The 16,618-nt window shown below is 66.5% G+C and carries 18 protein-coding genes; 6 read left to right on the top strand and 12 right to left on the bottom strand.

The window, feature by feature from the left end; translation table 11 throughout:
• Positions 1–20: 20 nt before the first annotated feature.
• From AC13GA_RS16685 to AC13GA_RS16640, 10 genes are all read right to left on the bottom strand, one after another.
• Positions 21–470, bottom strand: coding sequence for a DUF6491 family protein (locus tag AC13GA_RS16685; protein WP_482998568.1), 450 nt, complete (start codon positions 468–470; stop codon positions 21–23).
• Between the two features lie 204 nt (positions 471–674).
• Positions 675–1,388: a lipoprotein-releasing ABC transporter ATP-binding protein LolD gene (gene lolD / locus AC13GA_RS16680; protein WP_004153158.1), complete on the bottom strand. Its 714-nt coding sequence runs from the start codon at positions 1,386–1,388 to the stop codon at positions 675–677.
• On the bottom strand, positions 1,381–2,622 hold the full coding sequence (locus AC13GA_RS16675) for a lipoprotein-releasing ABC transporter permease subunit (RefSeq protein ID WP_046987012.1): 1,242 nt from the start codon (positions 2,620–2,622) through the stop codon (positions 1,381–1,383). The genes lolD and AC13GA_RS16675 overlap by 8 nt, the downstream gene beginning before the upstream one ends.
• A gap of 23 nt (positions 2,623–2,645) precedes the next feature.
• Complete coding sequence (locus AC13GA_RS16670; RefSeq protein ID WP_046987011.1) at positions 2,646–3,095, bottom strand: hypothetical protein; 450 nt, start codon at positions 3,093–3,095, stop codon at positions 2,646–2,648.
• On the bottom strand, positions 3,046–3,294 hold the full coding sequence (locus AC13GA_RS16665) for an FAD assembly factor SdhE (RefSeq protein WP_005409080.1): 249 nt from the start codon (positions 3,292–3,294) through the stop codon (positions 3,046–3,048). The genes AC13GA_RS16670 and AC13GA_RS16665 overlap by 50 nt, the downstream gene beginning before the upstream one ends.
• 98 nt (positions 3,295–3,392) lie before the next feature.
• Positions 3,393–4,178 carry a succinate dehydrogenase iron-sulfur subunit gene (locus AC13GA_RS16660; RefSeq protein WP_005409079.1) on the bottom strand — a complete coding sequence of 262 codons (786 nt, stop codon included), beginning with the start codon at positions 4,176–4,178 and terminating at the stop codon, positions 3,393–3,395.
• Between the two features lie 66 nt (positions 4,179–4,244).
• A complete protein-coding gene (gene sdhA / locus AC13GA_RS16655) occupies positions 4,245–6,035 on the bottom strand; it encodes a succinate dehydrogenase flavoprotein subunit (protein ID WP_004153153.1) in 1,791 nt (596 codons plus the stop codon).
• Positions 6,036–6,066: 31 nt separating this feature from the next.
• Positions 6,067–6,453, bottom strand: a complete 387-nt coding sequence (gene sdhD, locus AC13GA_RS16650; RefSeq protein ID WP_004153152.1) for a succinate dehydrogenase, hydrophobic membrane anchor protein — start codon at positions 6,451–6,453, stop codon at positions 6,067–6,069.
• Positions 6,450–6,842 (bottom strand): succinate dehydrogenase, cytochrome b556 subunit, encoded by a 393-nt coding sequence (gene sdhC / locus AC13GA_RS16645; protein ID WP_136638819.1) that lies wholly within the window; start codon positions 6,840–6,842, stop codon positions 6,450–6,452. The genes sdhD and sdhC overlap by 4 nt, the downstream gene beginning before the upstream one ends.
• Before the next feature lie 56 nt (positions 6,843–6,898).
• Positions 6,899–7,069, bottom strand: coding sequence for a DUF1674 domain-containing protein (locus AC13GA_RS16640; RefSeq protein ID WP_005409075.1), 171 nt, complete (start codon positions 7,067–7,069; stop codon positions 6,899–6,901).
• A 39-nt stretch (positions 7,070–7,108) separates the two neighbouring features.
• On the opposite strand from AC13GA_RS16640, the gene ygfZ reads away from it, so the two are divergent.
• Positions 7,109–7,984 carry a CAF17-like 4Fe-4S cluster assembly/insertion protein YgfZ gene (gene ygfZ / locus AC13GA_RS16635; RefSeq protein ID WP_482998567.1) on the top strand — a complete coding sequence of 292 codons (876 nt, stop codon included), beginning with the start codon at positions 7,109–7,111 and terminating at the stop codon, positions 7,982–7,984.
• A gap of 86 nt (positions 7,985–8,070) precedes the next feature.
• On the opposite strand, the gene AC13GA_RS16630 is transcribed toward ygfZ, so the two are convergent.
• Positions 8,071–9,153, bottom strand: a complete 1,083-nt coding sequence (locus AC13GA_RS16630) for an ABC transporter ATP-binding protein (protein ID WP_136638821.1) — start codon at positions 9,151–9,153, stop codon at positions 8,071–8,073.
• A 352-nt stretch (positions 9,154–9,505) separates the two neighbouring features.
• Here AC13GA_RS16630 and zwf point away from each other — a divergent pair, with 352 nt between their 5' ends.
• The 5 genes from zwf to eda all read left to right on the top strand — a co-directional run bounded on the left by zwf (position 9,506) and on the right by eda (position 15,505).
• Complete coding sequence (gene zwf, locus AC13GA_RS16625) at positions 9,506–10,942, top strand: glucose-6-phosphate dehydrogenase (RefSeq protein WP_136638822.1); 1,437 nt, start codon at positions 9,506–9,508, stop codon at positions 10,940–10,942.
• A complete protein-coding gene (gene glk, locus AC13GA_RS16620; protein WP_014036799.1) occupies positions 10,939–11,946 on the top strand; it encodes a glucokinase in 1,008 nt (335 codons plus the stop codon). The genes zwf and glk overlap by 4 nt, the downstream gene beginning before the upstream one ends.
• Positions 11,943–12,665, top strand: a complete 723-nt coding sequence (gene pgl / locus AC13GA_RS16615) for a 6-phosphogluconolactonase (RefSeq protein WP_482998566.1) — start codon at positions 11,943–11,945, stop codon at positions 12,663–12,665. Before glk ends, pgl begins: the two co-directional genes overlap by 4 nt.
• Before the next feature lie 58 nt (positions 12,666–12,723).
• Positions 12,724–14,640 carry a phosphogluconate dehydratase gene (gene edd / locus AC13GA_RS16610; protein WP_295377978.1) on the top strand — a complete coding sequence of 639 codons (1,917 nt, stop codon included), beginning with the start codon at positions 12,724–12,726 and terminating at the stop codon, positions 14,638–14,640.
• A 205-nt stretch (positions 14,641–14,845) separates the two neighbouring features.
• Positions 14,846–15,505 (top strand): bifunctional 4-hydroxy-2-oxoglutarate aldolase/2-dehydro-3-deoxy-phosphogluconate aldolase, encoded by a 660-nt coding sequence (eda, locus tag AC13GA_RS16605; protein ID WP_049434194.1) that lies wholly within the window; start codon positions 14,846–14,848, stop codon positions 15,503–15,505.
• Between the two features lie 330 nt (positions 15,506–15,835).
• On the opposite strand, the gene AC13GA_RS16600 is transcribed toward eda, so the two are convergent.
• Positions 15,836–16,483, bottom strand: a complete 648-nt coding sequence (locus AC13GA_RS16600) for a response regulator (protein ID WP_004153112.1) — start codon at positions 16,481–16,483, stop codon at positions 15,836–15,838.
• Between the last annotated feature and the right edge of the window lie 135 nt (positions 16,484–16,618).

The following is a 16,618-nucleotide window of genomic DNA, read 5'->3' as shown; positions in this document are numbered from 1 at the left end:
CATGGCCCGGCGCTACCGGTTTATTTCCCGGATTCCTCGCGCTCCTGCACCTGCGCCTGGCGCAGCTCCTGCTCGGAGGCACGCAGCGCCTTTACGTCCAGCTTGCGGATGCTGTCGATGAAGCACGGCATGCGCGGGCCGCCGGTAGGGTCGCGCACCAGCACTTTGTCGAAACGCGCCGAAACACGGTTCATCTGGCTGGTCAGGCCGATGGCGGTGGCATACGGCAGGTCCTGGCAGGGACCTCTCAGTTCCAGCAGATAGGCTTCGCTGGGACGCGTCCACACTGCCAGCGCGCTGTCACCCAGTTCGGTCCAGCCATTGAGGCTGCCGAAGAACTGCATGTCGTTCTGCGGCGCGCCGGCATGGGCACGGTACAGGTCAAGCTTTTCGGCAGTGCTGAGCCGGCCGGTGGTCGCGCAGGCGGCCAGCGCCAGGCAGAGGCCGGCCATCAGGATCGGGGTCTTCATGGCGATCTCCTCGGGGAACTGTCGCCATCATGCGCCTGCGCAGACAACGCCGGCGCGAAAGCCAGTACCCCATTCAGCAGCCGGTCGGCGGTCGACCAAAGCAGGCCCAAGGCTCCGGATTCCGGTAGTCGCCAACCCTGGTTGGCGCTTGCCCTGCAGGAGCAGCCGACCAAGGTCGGCTTCTACCAAAGCGGGCCCAACGCCTCAGACGTCGGCATGGGCCAGCGCGTGCAGGCGCCCTTCGCGCAGCTCCAGCACCCGGTCCAGGCGGCGCGCCAGGCTGCGGTCGTGGGTCACCAGCACCAGGCTGGTATGCCGCGCCCGGTTGAGCTCCAGCATCAGCTCGAACACGGTGGCGGCGGTACGGTCATCGAGGTTGCCAGTCGGCTCGTCGCCGAGCACGCAGGCCGGGTGGTTGACCAGCGCTCGCGCCACCGCCGCGCGCTGGCGCTCACCGCCGGACAGTTCGCCCGGCTTGTGGTCCAGACGATGGCCAAGGCCGACCGCCTCCAGCAGGGTCGTTGCACGGCTGCTCGCTTCGGCCACCGCGGTGCCGGCCAGCAGCACCGGCATCATCACGTTTTCCAACGCGGTGAATTCCGGCAGCAGGTGGTGGAACTGGTAGACGAAGCCCAGTGCCTGGTTGCGCAGCAGGCCACGCGCGGTATCAGACAGCGCCGACATGCGCTGGCCGGTCACGTACACCTCACCGGCGGTCGGAGTATCCAGCCCGCCAAGCAGGTGCAGCAGCGTGCTCTTGCCGGCGCCGGAGGCACCGATGATCGCCACCGTCTCGCCTGCGGTCACGGTCAGGCCCAGGCCATCGAACACCGGGGTCTGCATGCGTCCCTCGGCATAGGTTTTGCCCAATGCCTCGGCGCGGATCACTTCATCGCCGCGATTGAAGACCTTATTCATAGCGCAGGGCCTCCGCCGGCTGGGTGCGTGCTGCCCGCCAGGCGGGATACAGGGTGGCCAGGAAGCTCATCAGCAGCGCGACCACGGTGATCGCCACCACGTCGCCAGTCTGCATGTCGGTCGGCAGGCCGGTGATGTAGTAGACATCCTCCGGCATCAGCTTGACGTTGAACACGCTCTCGATGGCGCCGAGGATGCGTTCCAGATTGAGGGTCAGGGTGATGCCGCCGATCAGGCCGGCCAGGGTGCCGAAGATGCCGATCAGGGAACCCTGCACCATGAACACCTGCATCACCCCGCCCGGGGTCAGGCCGAGCGTGCGCAGGATGGCGATGTCGGCCTGCTTGTCGGTGACCAGCATCACCTGCGAGGACACCAGGTTGAACGCGCCCATGGCGATGATCAACGACAGCAGGATGCCCATCACCACCTTCTCCATGCGCAGCGAGTGGTAGAGGTTGGCGTTCTGCTGGGTCCAGTCACTCACCCGGTACGCACCACCGAGGTTCTGCGCCAGGTCCACGCCCACTTCCAGCGAGCGGTCCATGTCGTGCAGTTTCAGCCGTACGCCGGTAGCACCATCGGAACGCAGCACGCGCTCCAGGTCCTTCATGTTGGCGAAGCCGACGCCGCGGTCGACCTCGTTGTAGCCGGCCTCGAAAATGCCGCTCACGGTAAAGCGTTTCATCCGTGGCACCGCACCGGCAGGCGTGCCCTGCACTTCGGCGAAGGTCACCAGTACCTGGTCGCCGACGTCCACGCCCAGCCAGATCGCCAGTTCCTTGCCCAGCAGCAGGTTGAAGCTACCTGGCTTGAGGCTGTCGTAGCTGCCCTTGGTGACCTTCTTGTCGATCACCGACACCTTCGGCTCAAGCGCCGGGTCGATGCCCTGGATGATCGCGCCCTGCACGCGCGGGCCGCTGATCATCGACTGGATCTCGATGTAAGGCGCGGCACCGGCCACGCGCGGGTCCTTGCGGGCCACGTCGACCACACGCATCCAGTCCGGCATCGGCTCGCCGTCGCGGCTGATGGTGGTGTGCGCGGTCATCTGCAGCAGGCGGCTGCGGATTTCCTTCTGGAAACCGCTCATCACCGCCAGGGTGGTGATCAGCACGGTGACGCCGAGCGCAATGCCCAGGATCGATGCCATCGAGATGAAAGAGATGAAGCCGTTGCGGCGCTTGGCGCGCAGGTAGCGCAGGCCGATCGCCACGGGAATGGGTTTGAACATGCAGGCACGCCAGTCAATTCAGCTTATGGTGCCATCGTACGGGGCCTACGGGAAACGGCACGTGCGGCCACGGCCAGTCGCAGTTCACGTCGCTGCCCGGGATCGAGCACATCGGGCCAGAACAACAGGCGCCGGCGGCGCCGATCCTCACGCCACAGCAACAGCAGCCAAGGCCCACGCACGACCAGCCGTGGTGCATCGACGCCCTGCCCTGCCACCTGCAGCGGGTCGGGCGGTACTGGCAGAAGCACCTGCACGCGTGGCCTGCGCTGGCGCCAGGCCAGCTCCGCCAGCCCCATCAGCCAAGCCAGCAGCACGGCCGGCATCAGCAGGCGCGGCGGCAACTCCGTCGCGCGCAGGAGCCAGGGCGCGGCCAGCAGCACCGCCAACTGGGCAGCGGCCTGCAGCCGCGATGGCCGCCACTCAAGGCTTGAGGGCGAGGATCTTCTGCATGAGGGGGATCGCGTGCGCATGCGGGCAGGCCTCATATCCCATGAACCAGCGCCACAACTTATCGTCCTCGCAGTCGAGCAGGAACAGGAAAACCTCGCGCTCTTCGGTCGGCGCAGTGCTCCACTCGTGGTCCAGGTAACGGCCGAACAGCTGGTCCAGCTCACGCATGCCGCGGCGGCAGCGCCAGCGCAGCTTCTTCAGCAGAACATCTTCTTCCATCGTGTTTCTCCAGATACAGCAAAGCCACGCATGGCGTGGCTCTACTGGGGTGGCACAGCCACGCGTGGCGTGGCTCTACCGGGTACGGCCAGGCCCGATCAGGCGCGGCGTTCCATCATCAGCTTCTTGATCTCGGCGATCGCCAGCGCCGGGTTCAGGCCCTTCGGACAGGTGCGGGCGCAGTTCATGATGGTGTGGCAGCGGTACAGCTTGAACGGATCTTCCAGATCGTCCAGGCGGGCACCGGTGTCCTCATCGCGCGAGTCGATGATCCAGCGGTAGGCCTGCAGCAGGATCGCCGGGCCCAGGTAACGCTCGCCGTTCCACCAGTAACTCGGGCAGCTGGTCGAGCAGCAGGCGCACAGGATGCATTCGTACAGACCATCGAGCTTCTTGCGGTCTTCCGGCGACTGCAGGCGCTCACGGTCCGGCGGTGCCGGGGTCTGGGTGCGGATCCACGGCTTGATCGACGCGTACTGCGCGTAGAAGTGGGTCAGGTCCGGAACCAGATCCTTGACCACGTTCATGTGCGGCAGCGGGTAGATCGGCACTTCCTTCTTGCCGCAGTCCGAGATGGCTCGGGTGCAGGCCAGGGTGTTGGTGCCGTCGATGTTCATCGCGCACGAACCACAGATACCTTCGCGGCAGGAGCGGCGGAAGGTCAGGGTCGGGTCGATCTCGTTCTTGATCTTGATCAGGGCGTCCAGGACCATCGGGCCACAGGCGTCCAGATCGACTTCATAGGTATCGGTGCGCGGGTTGCTGTCGTCGTCCGGACTCCAGCGGTAGATCTTGAAGGTGCGCACGTTCTTGCCGCCGTTCTTGACGGGGAAGTGCTTGCCCTTCGTGATCTTGGAATTCTTGGGGAGTGAAAACTCGGCCATGGCTGCTCTCGTTGGCTCAGGCGGCCCGCGCCCTTGGGCGCGGATTGCATGGTAGGCGGGGTCGGATCAGTACACGCGCGGCTTCGGCGGCACTACGGACACGTCGTCGGTCAACGTGTACATGTGCACCGGACGGTAGTCGAAGCTGCACTTGCCCTTCTCGTCGACGCTGACCAAGGTGTGCTTCTGCCAGTTGACGTCGTCGCGGTCCGGGAAGTCCTCGTGCGCATGCGCGCCGCGGCTTTCCTTGCGCTGTTCGGCCGAGTTGATCGTCGCCACCGCGTTGAGCAGCAGGTTGTTCAGCTCGTAGGTCTCGATCAGGTCCGAGTTCCAGACCAGCGAACGGTCGGAGACCTTCACGTCCTGGAACGAGTCGAAGATCTTGTCCATCTTCTCGCAGCCTTCCTTCAGCGTCTGGCTGGTGCGGAAGACGGCCGCGTCGGCCTGCATGGTGCGCTGCATGCGATCGCGGATGACCGAGGTCGGGGTATCGCCGTTGGCGTGGCGCAGCTTGTCCAGCAGGCCCAGTGCCTTGTCGCAGGCATCAGACGCCAGCGGCTTGTGCGACGCGCCCGGCTTGATGGTCTCGGCGCAGCGGTTGGCCACCGCACGACCGAACACCACCAGATCCAGCAGCGAGTTCGAGCCCAGGCGGTTGGCACCATGCACCGACACGCAGGCGGCTTCGCCGATCGCGTACAGGCCAGGGATCACCGCATCGGGGTTGTCGCCATCCTTGCGCACCACTTCGCCGTGGTAATTGGTCGGAATACCGCCCATGTTGTAGTGCACGGTCGGGATCACCGGGATCGGCTGCTTGTGCACGTCGACGCCGGCGAAGATGCGGGCGCTCTCGGCGATGCCCGGCAGCTTCTCGTCGATCACGCCCGGGCCGAGGTGGGTCAGGTCGAGCAGGATGTGGTCCTTGTGCTCGCCGACGCCGCGGCCTTCGCGGATCTCGATGGTCATCGAACGACTGACCACGTCGCGCGAGGCCAGATCCTTGTAGTGCGGTGCGTAACGCTCCATGAAGCGCTCGCCACTGCTGTTGCGCAGGATGCCACCTTCACCGCGGACACCCTCGGTGATCAGGCAGCCGGCGCCATAGATGCCGGTCGGGTGGAACTGCACGAACTCCATGTCCTGCATGGCGATGCCGGCACGCATGGCCAGGCCGCCACCGTCGCCGGTGCAGGTGTGCGCCGAGGTGGCGCTGAAGTAGGCACGGCCGTAACCGCCGGTTGCCAGCACCACGCCCTGGGCGCGGAACAGGTGCAGGGTGCCGTCGGACATGTCCAGGGCCAGCACACCGCGGCAGGCACCTTCGTCATCGAAGATCAGGTCGAGCGCGAAGTACTCGATCATGAAGCGCGCGTCGTGCTTCAGCGACTGCTGGTACAGGGTGTGCAGCATCGCGTGGCCGGTACGGTCGGCCGCCGCGCAGGTACGCTGCGCCGCCGGGCCTTCGCCGTACTTGGTGGTCATGCCACCGAACGGACGCTGGTAGATCTTGCCCTCGGCGGTACGCGAGAACGGCACGCCGTAGTGTTCGAGCTCGATGATGGCCGGGATGGCCTCACGGCACATGTACTCGATGGCGTCCTGGTCGCCCAGCCAGTCCGAGCCCTTGATGGTGTCGAAGAAGTGGTAACGCCAGTCGTCCTCGCCCATGTTGGCGAGTGCGGCCGAGATACCGCCCTGGGCGGCAACGGTGTGCGAACGGGTCGGGAAGACCTTGGTCAGGCACACGGTCTGCAGGCCCTTGGCGGCCAGGCCGAACGTGGCGCGCAGGCCGGCGCCGCCGGCGCCCACCACGACCATGTCGTACTTGTGTTCGGTGATCTTGTAAGCGGACATCTAATCTGGATTCCTGTGTAGGTGCCTGGGCTCAGGCAACGCCGAGGGCGATGCGGCCCACCGCAAACACACTGACGATCATGCCGAGCACGGCGACGAACTTCACCGCGGTCTGCAGCACCAGGGCCAGCAGCGATTCGTGGATGTAGTCTTCCAGCACGACCTGCATGCCGAGCTGCGCGTGCCAGAACATGGCGATCAGCAGGCCGATCAGTGGCACTGCGTTCCACGGCTTGGCCACGGCGGCGGCGGCGGTCGCGTAGTCCGAGCCCAGCAGGCCCAGCACGAAGACCAGGAACCAGATGCCCAGCGCCACCAGGGCGGCGGCGGTCAGGCGCTGGTGCACGAAGTGCTCGGTGCCGGTCTTGGCCGAACCAAGGCCGCGCACACCCTTCAGCGGAGTACGGAACTTGCTCACGCGGCACCTCCGAACATCACATAGGCCCACACCAGCAGGGTGATCACCAGGCTGCCGGTGACCGACAGCCAGCTGCTGCGGATGAAGGCGGGGATGCTGAAGCCGATGGCGAAGTCCTGCACCACATGGCGGATGCCATTGCACAGGTGATAGGCGAACGACCATGTCCACGCGAACAGGAACACGCGGCCATACCAGGCCCCGGCATGGCCGGTGAAGCAGTTCCAGGAATCGGGCCCCATCATCAGGGCCAGCAGGCCGGCGGCGATGATGAGGGCACCAACAGACAGAAAGACGCCAGTGGCTCGATGCAGGATCGAGGTGGCCATCTGAATCTGCCAGCGATACACCTGAAGGTGCGGGGAAAGTGGGCGTTGTCTGGTCGCCATTCGCTGGGCTCGTTGTCTCGGCTGGGCGGCACACGGCCGCGTTGGCTCAATGCTGATCAGAAATCGATGCAGCGTCCGTTTTTCTCCCAATCGCCATACCGCACCGGATCAAGTCCGCCGCGGCCGCCGAATTCCTCTGCTTTTTCCTGTTCCACGGGCACGGGTGCCGCGGGGACCAGCGGGGCTTCAGATTCGTCGTCGGGAGTGGGGGTTGTTTGGCCTATCATTGTTGGTCTCGCAACGCACAAATTTTAGACCTCGTTCACGTGCCTGACAACCTGCCCCCTGCTTTCGTCGGATATCCGCGCCTGCCCGGCCACCAGTTGCTGAGCCTGCAGGGCCCGGATGCGGCCGTATTCGCCCATGCCCAGTTCAGTGGTGATGTCACTGCCCTGCCCCTGCTGCACTGGCAGTGGAGCGCCTGGCTGAGCGCCAAGGGCCGCACCCTGGCGGTGTTCCAGCTGCTTAGGCTGACCGAAGACCATGTGTTGTTGGTGTTGGCCGACGGCGACGCCGATGCGATTGCGTCGCAACTGCAGCGCTTCGTGTTCCGCCGCAAGATGAAGGTGCTGGTGCGCAGCGATCTGGCCGTGGCCGGTGCGTTCACTGCGCCCGAGGCCGCCAGCGGCGCCGCCATTGCGCAGATCACAGGTGACGGCTGGGAGCTGGACCTCGGCAGCGACGCGCTGCCGCGCACCCTGCGCATTGGCGCGACCGAGGCCTTCGACGCCGGCAGCGAGGCCGATGAGGCCGCTTTCGCTCTTGCCTGGCGCCAGGCCGACCTGCGCTATGGCCTGCCGCGGCTGGAAGAAAGCCAGCGCGAGGTGTGGACGCCGCAGCAGCTGGGGCTGGACCGCCTGAATGGTTACAGCGTGAAGAAAGGCTGCTATCCGGGCCAGGAGATCGTTGCCCGCACCCACTTCCTCGGCAAGGCCAAGCGCGCGGTGCAGCTGCTGCATACCGCAGCACAGGCCCAGGCCGGTGATGGCGTGCAGCAGGACGGCGCGGTGCTGGGCACCATTGCCAGCGTGGCCGGCGAACTGGCGCTGGCGGTACTGCCGCTGGAAACCAGTGACGCTGAGCTGCAGGTGGGGGATGCCATCGCGCAGCGCGTGCCCTTGCTGGACGGATTGGCGCGCTGAACCCGGTGGATGAAGGAAGGTAGTGCCGGCCGCTGGCCGGCACCCACGCATGGTTGAGGTTGCCGGCCAGCGGCCGGCACTACTCCTTACAGGCGTTCGCCGCTTTCCGGGTTGAAGAAATGCAGGCCCTGCGGGTGGATCGCCACGCGGATGTCCTCACCCACGCGCGGCAGCGACTGCGGCGCCACGCGCATGGTCAGCGCATGCTGGCCGCTGCTCATGTTGACGAAGATCTCGTTGCCGACCGGCTCGATGCCCTCGATACGCGCGGTGAATGCATGCGCATCATCAGCACTGGCCGGCTGCAGGTGCTCCGGACGCACACCCACTGCGATCGGCTTCTGCAGCCAGGCCGGATCAATCGTGGCCTGGCCCAGCGGAGCACGCCATTCGCCATCGACCACGGTCACGCCACCAGCATCTCCCTCAAGGGTGCCACGCAGCACATTCATCGCCGGGCTGCCGAGGAAACCGGCCACGAACAGGTTGGCCGGGCGGTCATACAGCGCCATCGGTGTATCGATCTGCTGGATGATGCCGTCCTTCAGCACCACGATGCGCTGGCCCAGGGTCATCGCTTCGACCTGGTCGTGCGTCACGTAGATCATGGTGGTGCCCAGCTTGCGGTGCAGCTGGGCGATCTCGGTGCGCACGCTGTGACGCAGCTTGGCATCGAGATTGGACAGCGGCTCGTCGAGCAGGAACACCGCCGGTTCGCGCACCAGCGCACGGCCCAGCGCGACACGCTGGCGCTGGCCACCGGACATCGCCTTGGGCAGCTTGTCCATCATCTCGGTCAGGCCCAGCGTCTGCGCCGCCTCGCTGATGCGCTTGTCGATCGTGGCTTTGTCATGGCCACGCAGCTTCAGGCCGAAGGCCAGGTTCTCGGCCACGGTCATGTGCGGATACAGCGCGTAGCTCTGGAACACCATCGCGATGTCGCGATCCTTCGGCGCCACGTCGTTGACCACGCGATCGCCGATGGTCAGCGTGCCGCCGCTGATCTCCTCCAAGCCAGCCACCATCCGCAGCAGGGTCGACTTGCCACAGCCGGACGGACCGACCAGCACCATCAGCTCGCCATCGGCGACCTCGAAGGTGGCGTCCTTCACCGCGACCTGGCCGTTGTCGTAGACCTTGCGCACACCCTGCAACTGCACTTTTGCCATATCACCTATCCGGTCCGCCCGAAGCCGGGCTGTCTTTTGGGACTGCCTCGGCCCTCCCGATGGCAGTGATGATTGCGCGCCTGCCGCATGACGGCGAGCACTGCAATCGAATACAGTTGCCCATTCTGCCATGTAAACGTTTTCACGTGGCACTATCCGATGATCGGTGCGCACCGATCTGCGTCGGCGGTTGAACGAAGGTTCTGCCGAAGCAGTGGTTTCGAATGGAACGGTCTTCCGGAGCCCCGGAGAACGCTCCGGACGAACCTCGGACAGGCAGTTGCGCGGATGTCCCCCGAACCCAGCCATGAAGCGATTGACAACGATGTCACCCGGATCTGAAACTCGAGCGATGCACGACACCCTCTTCCTGTTCGGTGCCACAGGTGATCTGGCCCAGCGCTATCTGTTCCCTTCGCTGCTTCGCCTGCTTGGCGACGGCCTGCTGCCGGAGGACTTCCGCATCCGCGCACTGGCGTTGTCCGGGCATGACACCGAAGCCTTCCATGACATCCTGCGGCCACGCCTGCAGCAGGCCATGCCGATGGCCAGCCAGGACGACATCGCCGCGCTGCTGCGCCGCATCGACTACCGTTCGGTCGACCTGCGCGACGTCGACTCGGTCGCCGCTGCGGTCTCCGATCTGGTGCATCGCAAGTGCGTGAGCTACCTGGCCATTCCGCCGGGCCTGTACATCTCCACCTGCGAAGGCCTGGCCAAGGGCGGCGCCCTCGCCGCGCCGGCACGCCTGATGCTGGAGAAGCCGATCGGCAGCGACAGCGAAAGCGCCGAGGAAATCATCAGCACCATCGGCCAGTGGATCGACGAGGACCGTGTGTTCCGCCTCGACCACTACCTGGGCAAGGCGGCGGTGCAGAACCTGATCGCGCTGCGCTTCGGCAACACGCTGCTGGAAGCGGTGTGGAACCGCAACTACATCGAGTCGGTGCACATCCTGGTGGCCGAGAGCGAAGGCGTGGACGGCCGCGATGCCTACTACGCCCGCTCCGGCGCGCTGCGCGACATGGTGCAGAGCCACATCCTGCAGCTGCTGTGCATGGTGGCGATGGAACCGCCGGCCTCGTTGGAAGCCGACCGCATCCGCGACGAGAAGGTCAAGGTGCTGCGCGCCCTGCGCCCGCTCGACGCGAAGCACGCCGCACGTGACAGCATCCGCGGCCGCTACACCGCCGGCACCATCAACGGCCAGCCGGCACAGGCCTACCAGCCGCCGGAAGGCAGCGACGTGGAGACCTTCGCCGGTGTCACCGCACATATCGACAACTGGCGTTGGAGCGGCGTGCCGTTCCACCTGGTCACCGGCAAGCGCCTGCCCGAGCGCACCACCCGCGTGGTGGTCACGCTGAAGCCGGTCACCCACTGGCTGTTCGAGCGCCCGCAGCGCGCGCAGGCCGCACCGAACCGGCTGGTGTTCCAGCTGCAGCCGCAGGAGAACATCGAGCTGGGCCTGATGAGCAGCCTGGCCGGCCCGGAATGGGGTGCGCTGGAACTGCACCCGCTGGAACTGGAACTGTCGGTGCCGACCGGCCTGCATCGCCGCATCGCCTACGAGCGCCTGTTCCTGGACGCCTTCAACGGCAACCACACGCTGTTCGTGCGCGACGACGAAGTGCGTGCGGCCTGGGCCTGGATCGACAGCGTGGCCGATGCCTGGAAGGAAGCGAAGCTGCCGCTGGAACCCTACCCCGCCGGCCAGTGGGGCCCGGACAACGCGACCGGCTTCCTGCCGCAGGGCGTGGATGCGCCGGACAGCGAGGCATCGGCATGAGCGCCAGCTCACAGCCGGTGCTGGTCGCCGACATCGGTGGCACCAACGCCCGCTTTGCCCTGGCCGACACCTCGCTGGATGCGCCGCTGCAAAAAGACAGCATCCGTGAGTACGCCGTGGCGGAATTCCCATCGCTGGGTGATGCCGCCCGCCACCATCTCGAACAGATCGGCGCTACCGCCAGCCGGGGCGTGTTCGCGGTGGCCGGTCGGGTTGATGGTGATGAAGCACGGATCACCAACCATCCGTGGGTGATCTCGCGCAGCCGTACCGCGGCCATGCTCGGTTTCGACGAACTGCACCTGATCAACGACTTCGCCGCACAGGCGATGGCGATTTCACTGCTGCAGCCCGATGACGTGGTCCAGGTCGGTGGTGCCGCCTGGGTCCCCGGCAAGCCCGGCCAGCCGCGCAACTACGCGGTGATCGGTCCGGGTACCGGCCTGGGTGTCGGTGGCCTGATCCTGCGCCACGGCCGCTGCTACCCGCTGGAAACCGAAGGCGGCCATGTCAGCTTCCCGCCGGGAACTCCGGAGGAGATCCGCATCCTGGAGATCCTGTCCGAACAGTTCGGCCGCGTCTCCAACGAGCGCCTGATCTGTGGCCCCGGGCTGGTCAACATCCACCGCGCCGTGTGCGAGATGGCCGGCATCGACCCGGGCCAGCTGCAGCCGGTGGACGTGACCGCCCGTGCCCTGCATGGTGATCCGCAGGCGATGCGCACCGTGGACGTGTTCTGCGCCGTGTTCGGCGCCATCGCCGGTGACTTGGTGCTGACCCAGGGCGCCTGGGACGGCGTGTTCCTGACCGGCGGCCTGACCCCGAAGATGCTCGATTCGCTGCAGCACTCCGGCTTCCGCCAGCGCTTCGAGCACAAGGGCCGCTTCTCCTCGATCATGGCGCGGGTTCCCTCGTTGGCCGTGATGCACCCCCACGCCGGATTGCTGGGCGCCGCCGCCTATGCCACCGACGCCGAACGTGACGCACCTGGAGTTGCCGCATGAGCCCCACTTTCCACGACGACCGCATCGAGTTCATCAACCACGGCGATGCCGATGGCTGGATCGAGGCGGTAGCCGCCGAGATGGCGCAGATCCTCAACCGTGACATCAACGAAGTGGGCCGCGCGCGCATCCTGTTGTCTGGCGGCACCACACCGGCCCCGGTGTACCAGGCACTGGCCGAGCTGGACGTGCACTGGGACCGGGTGGAAGTGAGCCTGGCCGATGAGCGCTGGTTGTCGCCGCAGGATCGCGACAGCAATGCCTGGCTGGTGCGCGAGAATCTGCTCAAGCGCGCCGAGGGTGCGCATTTCGATCCGCTGGTGCGGATCGGCAAGCCGCTTCCGGAATGCGTGTACACCGCCAACCTGCAGGCGCAGCACAGCCAGCCGCCGAGCCTGGTGGCGCTGGGCATGGGCAACGACGGCCACACCGCCTCACTGTTCCCCGGCTCGAAGGACCTGGCCCGTGCACTGGAAAGCACCCTGCCCTATGCCGCGCTGGACGCCACCGGCTGTCCGGGTGCCAACCAGTGGCCGCTGCGCATCACCCTGACCCCGCATGGCCTGCGCCAGTGCCGCCAGCGCCTCTTGCTGCTGCGCGGCAAGCAGAAGCTGCAGGTGCTGCGCCAGGCGCTGGACAGCAACGATGCCCAGCAGTACCCGATCCTCAATGCGATCAACCTGGAAGGCGCGCGCCTGCGCGTCCACTGGGCTGATTGATGTTGGCGGCGGCGCTCTGCCGCCGCTTGCCTCTCGCCACCACGAACGCCGGTAGCCAATGAGCCTCCATCCGCAACTGCAAGCCATCACCGAACGTGTCATCCGCCGCAGCGCCGCCTCGCGCGCCGCCTATCTGGCCGCGATCGACGCCGCACTGCGCGATGGCCCGTTCCGCAGCCGCCTGAGCTGCGGCAACCTCGCCCACGGTTTCGCCGCCTGCGGTGGCACTGACAAGAGCCGCCTGCGCGGTGGCGTGACGCCGAACCTCGGCATCATCACCGCCTACAACGACATGCTGTCGGCGCACCAGCCATTTGAGACCTATCCCGATCAGATCCGCGCGATGGCCCGTGAGCTGGGCGCAACGGCACAGGTGGCCGGCGCGGTACCGGCGATGTGTGACGGCGTCACCCAGGGCCGCGGCGGCATGGAGCTGTCGCTGTTCTCGCGCGATGTAATCGCCCAGGCGACCGCCATCGGCCTCAGCCACGACATGTTCGACACCACCATCCATCTCGGCGTGTGCGACAAGATCGTGCCCGGCCTGCTGATCGGTGCGCTGGCCTTCGGCCACCTGCCGGCGGTGTTCGTGCCGGCCGGCCCGATGACGCCGGGCATCCCTAACAAGCAGAAGGCCGAAGTGCGCGAGCGCTACGCCGCCGGCGAGGCCACCCGCGAGGAACTGCTGGAAGCCGAATCGGCGTCCTACCACGGTGCGGGCACCTGCACCTTCTACGGCACCGCCAACTCCAACCAGGTGCTGCTGGAAGCGATGGGCGTGCAGCTGCCGGGCGCATCGTTCGTCAATCCGGACACGGCGTTGCGCGATGCTTTGACCCGCGAAGCCACCGAACGTGCGCTGGACATCACCGCACTGGGCGATGATTTCCGTCCGCTCGGCCGGATCATCGATGAGCGCGCGATCATCAATGCGGTCATTGCGTTGATGGCAACCGGTGGTTCGACCAACCACACCATCCACTGGATCGCGGTGGCACGCGCAGCTGGCATCGTGCTGACCTGGGACGACTTCGACGAGCTGTCGCAGCTGATTCCGCTTCTGGCCCGCGTTTACCCGAACGGCGAAGCCGATGTAAACCGCTTCGCCGCAGCAGGCGGCCCGGCCTTCGTGTTCGGCGAACTGATCAAGGCCGGCCTGATGCACGGCGACCTGGTCAGCGTGGCGCGCGGCGGCATGGCCGACTATGCGCGCGAACCGCAGTTGCGCGACGGCAAGCTGGTCTACCTGCCGGGCCTGGAACACAGCGCCGACGAAGAGGTGGTGCGTGGTGTCGACAATCCGTTCGAACATCAGGGAGGCCTGCGCCTGTTGCGCGGCAACCTCGGCAAGTCACTGATCAAGCTGTCGGCAGTGAAGCCGCAGTACCGCACGATTGAAGCACCGGCGGTAGTGGTCGATGCGCCGCAGGTGCTGAACAAGCTGCACGCCGCGGGCATGCTGCCGGAGCATTTCGTGGCGGTGGTGCGCTACCAGGGCCCGCGCGCCAACGGCATGCCGGAACTGCATTCGCTGGCGCCGCTGCTGGGCCTGCTGCAGAACCAGGGCCGGCGCGTGGCGCTGGTCACCGACGGCCGCCTGTCCGGTGCCTCGGGCAAGATTCCGGCGGCGATCCATGTGACGCCGGAAGCCGCACGTGGTGGTCCGCTGGGCAAGGTACGCGAAGGCGACATGATCCGCCTTGATGGCGAGGCCGGCACGCTGGAAGTGCTGGTGGATGCGGCCGAATGGGCCGCACGTCCGCTGGCGCCGAACACGGCACCGGCAGCGCACGACCTGGGTCGCAACCTGTTCGCGATCAACCGTCGCGTGGTGGGGCCGGCCGACCAGGGTGCGATTTCAATTTCGTGCGGGCCGGCGGCGGCCGATGGTGGGCCGTGGGACTACGATGCGGAGTACGAGCTGGGGCACGATGCCGCGGCGGCGGCGGCGCCGCATGAGGCGAAAGACGCCTGAAGCGAAAAGCCGCGGAAGGCTTCCCGGCTTGGGCAGTAGAGCGCCCTGGCCGGGACACGCCGTAAACCCATCCATGGGGGCTCGATCGCGGCATCCATGCCGCTCACGGTCCCGGCCAGGGCGCTCTACTGCCCTTGGACAACTCCCGGCGCGTCATTTGCGCTGCGGCCACTGAATCAAGAAGAGCAAAGGCAAGGGCAAAAGCATGGGTATCGAACAACATCAGGTGAAGGCGGCGGAGTTGCTGCATGCGGCGGGCATCCTGCCGGTGGTGACGATTCATACGCTGGACCAGGCGCGTGCGGTCAGTGCGGCGCTGCTGGAAGGTGGCCTGCCGGCGATCGAGTTGACGCTGCGTACGCCGGTGGCGATGGAAGCGCTGGCGATGCTCAAGCGTGAGCTGCCGGACGTGGTGGTGGGTGCCGGTACGGTGCTGACCGTGGAGCAGATGCAGCAGTCGATCGATGCGGGTGCGGACTTCCTGGTGACGCCGGGTACGCCACCGGCACTGGCCGATGCACTGGCGGCGGCACCGCTGCCGGTAGTGCCGGGTGCGGCGACGCCCACCGAGCTGCTGTCGCTGTATGCGCGCGGCTTCCGCGTGTGCAAGCTGTTCCCGGCCACTGCCGTGGGTGGGCTGGCGATGATCAAGGGCCTGGCCGGCCCGGTCGCCGACCTCAAGCTGTGCCCGACCGGTGGCATCACCGAAAACACCGCCGCCGAATACCTGGAGCAGAAGAACGTGGTCTGCATCGGCGGTTCGTGGATGGTGCCGGGCAACTGGATCGCCGACGGCGAATGGGACAAGGTGCGCGCCAGCGCCGCCGACGCCGCGAAGATCATCCAGCGCGTGCGCGGCCACTGAGCACATCAAGATGTAGAGCCGAGCCCGCGCTCGGCTCCGGCATCATCAGGGGTCAGAGCCCTTTCCCACCGGGAAAGGGATCCGACCCCGGGCAACGAGCGCGCAAAGCGCGCGACCCGCTCCTGCTCTTCCTTCTTCATTCCGCGGTGGCGGCGCACGGAAACTGTCCGTGGCCCTGCGGAGGGATTGCGCAGGGGCGTAAGCGCCATGGATGGCGCGCCCGAGCCTCCAGGGATGGATTCACGGCGTCCCCTGCGCAATCCCTCCGCAGGGCCAACCCCACGAATCCTGCCGCACACCGCGAGGGGCTCAGCCGTTGGCCGAAAACCCTTACAGCGGCCGCGCCGGATCCACCAGCCCATACTGGCTGGCCATCCGCGCCAGCGCGATGTTGTCGTGGATTCCCATCTTCTCGAACAACCGCGCCTTGTGCGTGTTCACCGTCTTCGCACTCAGGCTCAAGCGCCGCGCGATGTCTTCCTGGCGCAGGCCCTGGGTCAGCAGCAGCGCCACTTCCAGCTCGCGCGGTGACAGGCTGTCGAACGGCGAACCGTTGCCCTCCACCGTCGACAACGCCAGGTTCTGCGCGATGCTGGTGCCCAGGTAGCGGCGGCCACCGGCCACGTCGCGCACCGCACGCAGCAGCTCCTGCGCATCGCAGCCCTTGCCGATGTACCCGGCAGCGCCGGCTTCCAGCAGGCGCTTCGGCAGCGGGCCGTCCTCCAGCACCGATACGATCACCACGCGGGTGTTGCGGTGGCTGCGGACGATGCGCTCGGTCACTTCCATGCCGCTTACGCCCGGCAGGTGCAGATCGCACAACACCACGTCCGGCAGCAGCTGGCGGACTTCACGCAGCGCGTCTTCACCGGTCTCGGCTTCGCCCACCACCTCGATGTCGGTTTCCCCCGACAGAATCATCTTCATCCCGGTGCGGACCAGCGCGTGGTCATCCACCAGGTAGACTCGAATCGTCATTCACGTACCTCTTCGAATGCGGCCATTGCAGGTCAAGCTAGGCAGGGTGCCGATACCCTGCAAGCGCGTCCGGAATGCGGCGCCGGCGATCTGCCTTGCGCATCACATTACCGCGCGTTGTGCTTGCCCCCTGTC

It is taken from the genome of Stenotrophomonas sp. 22DLJC03, from assembly GCF_056861405.1.
This window is presented reverse-complemented; position numbering and strand designations above follow the sequence as displayed.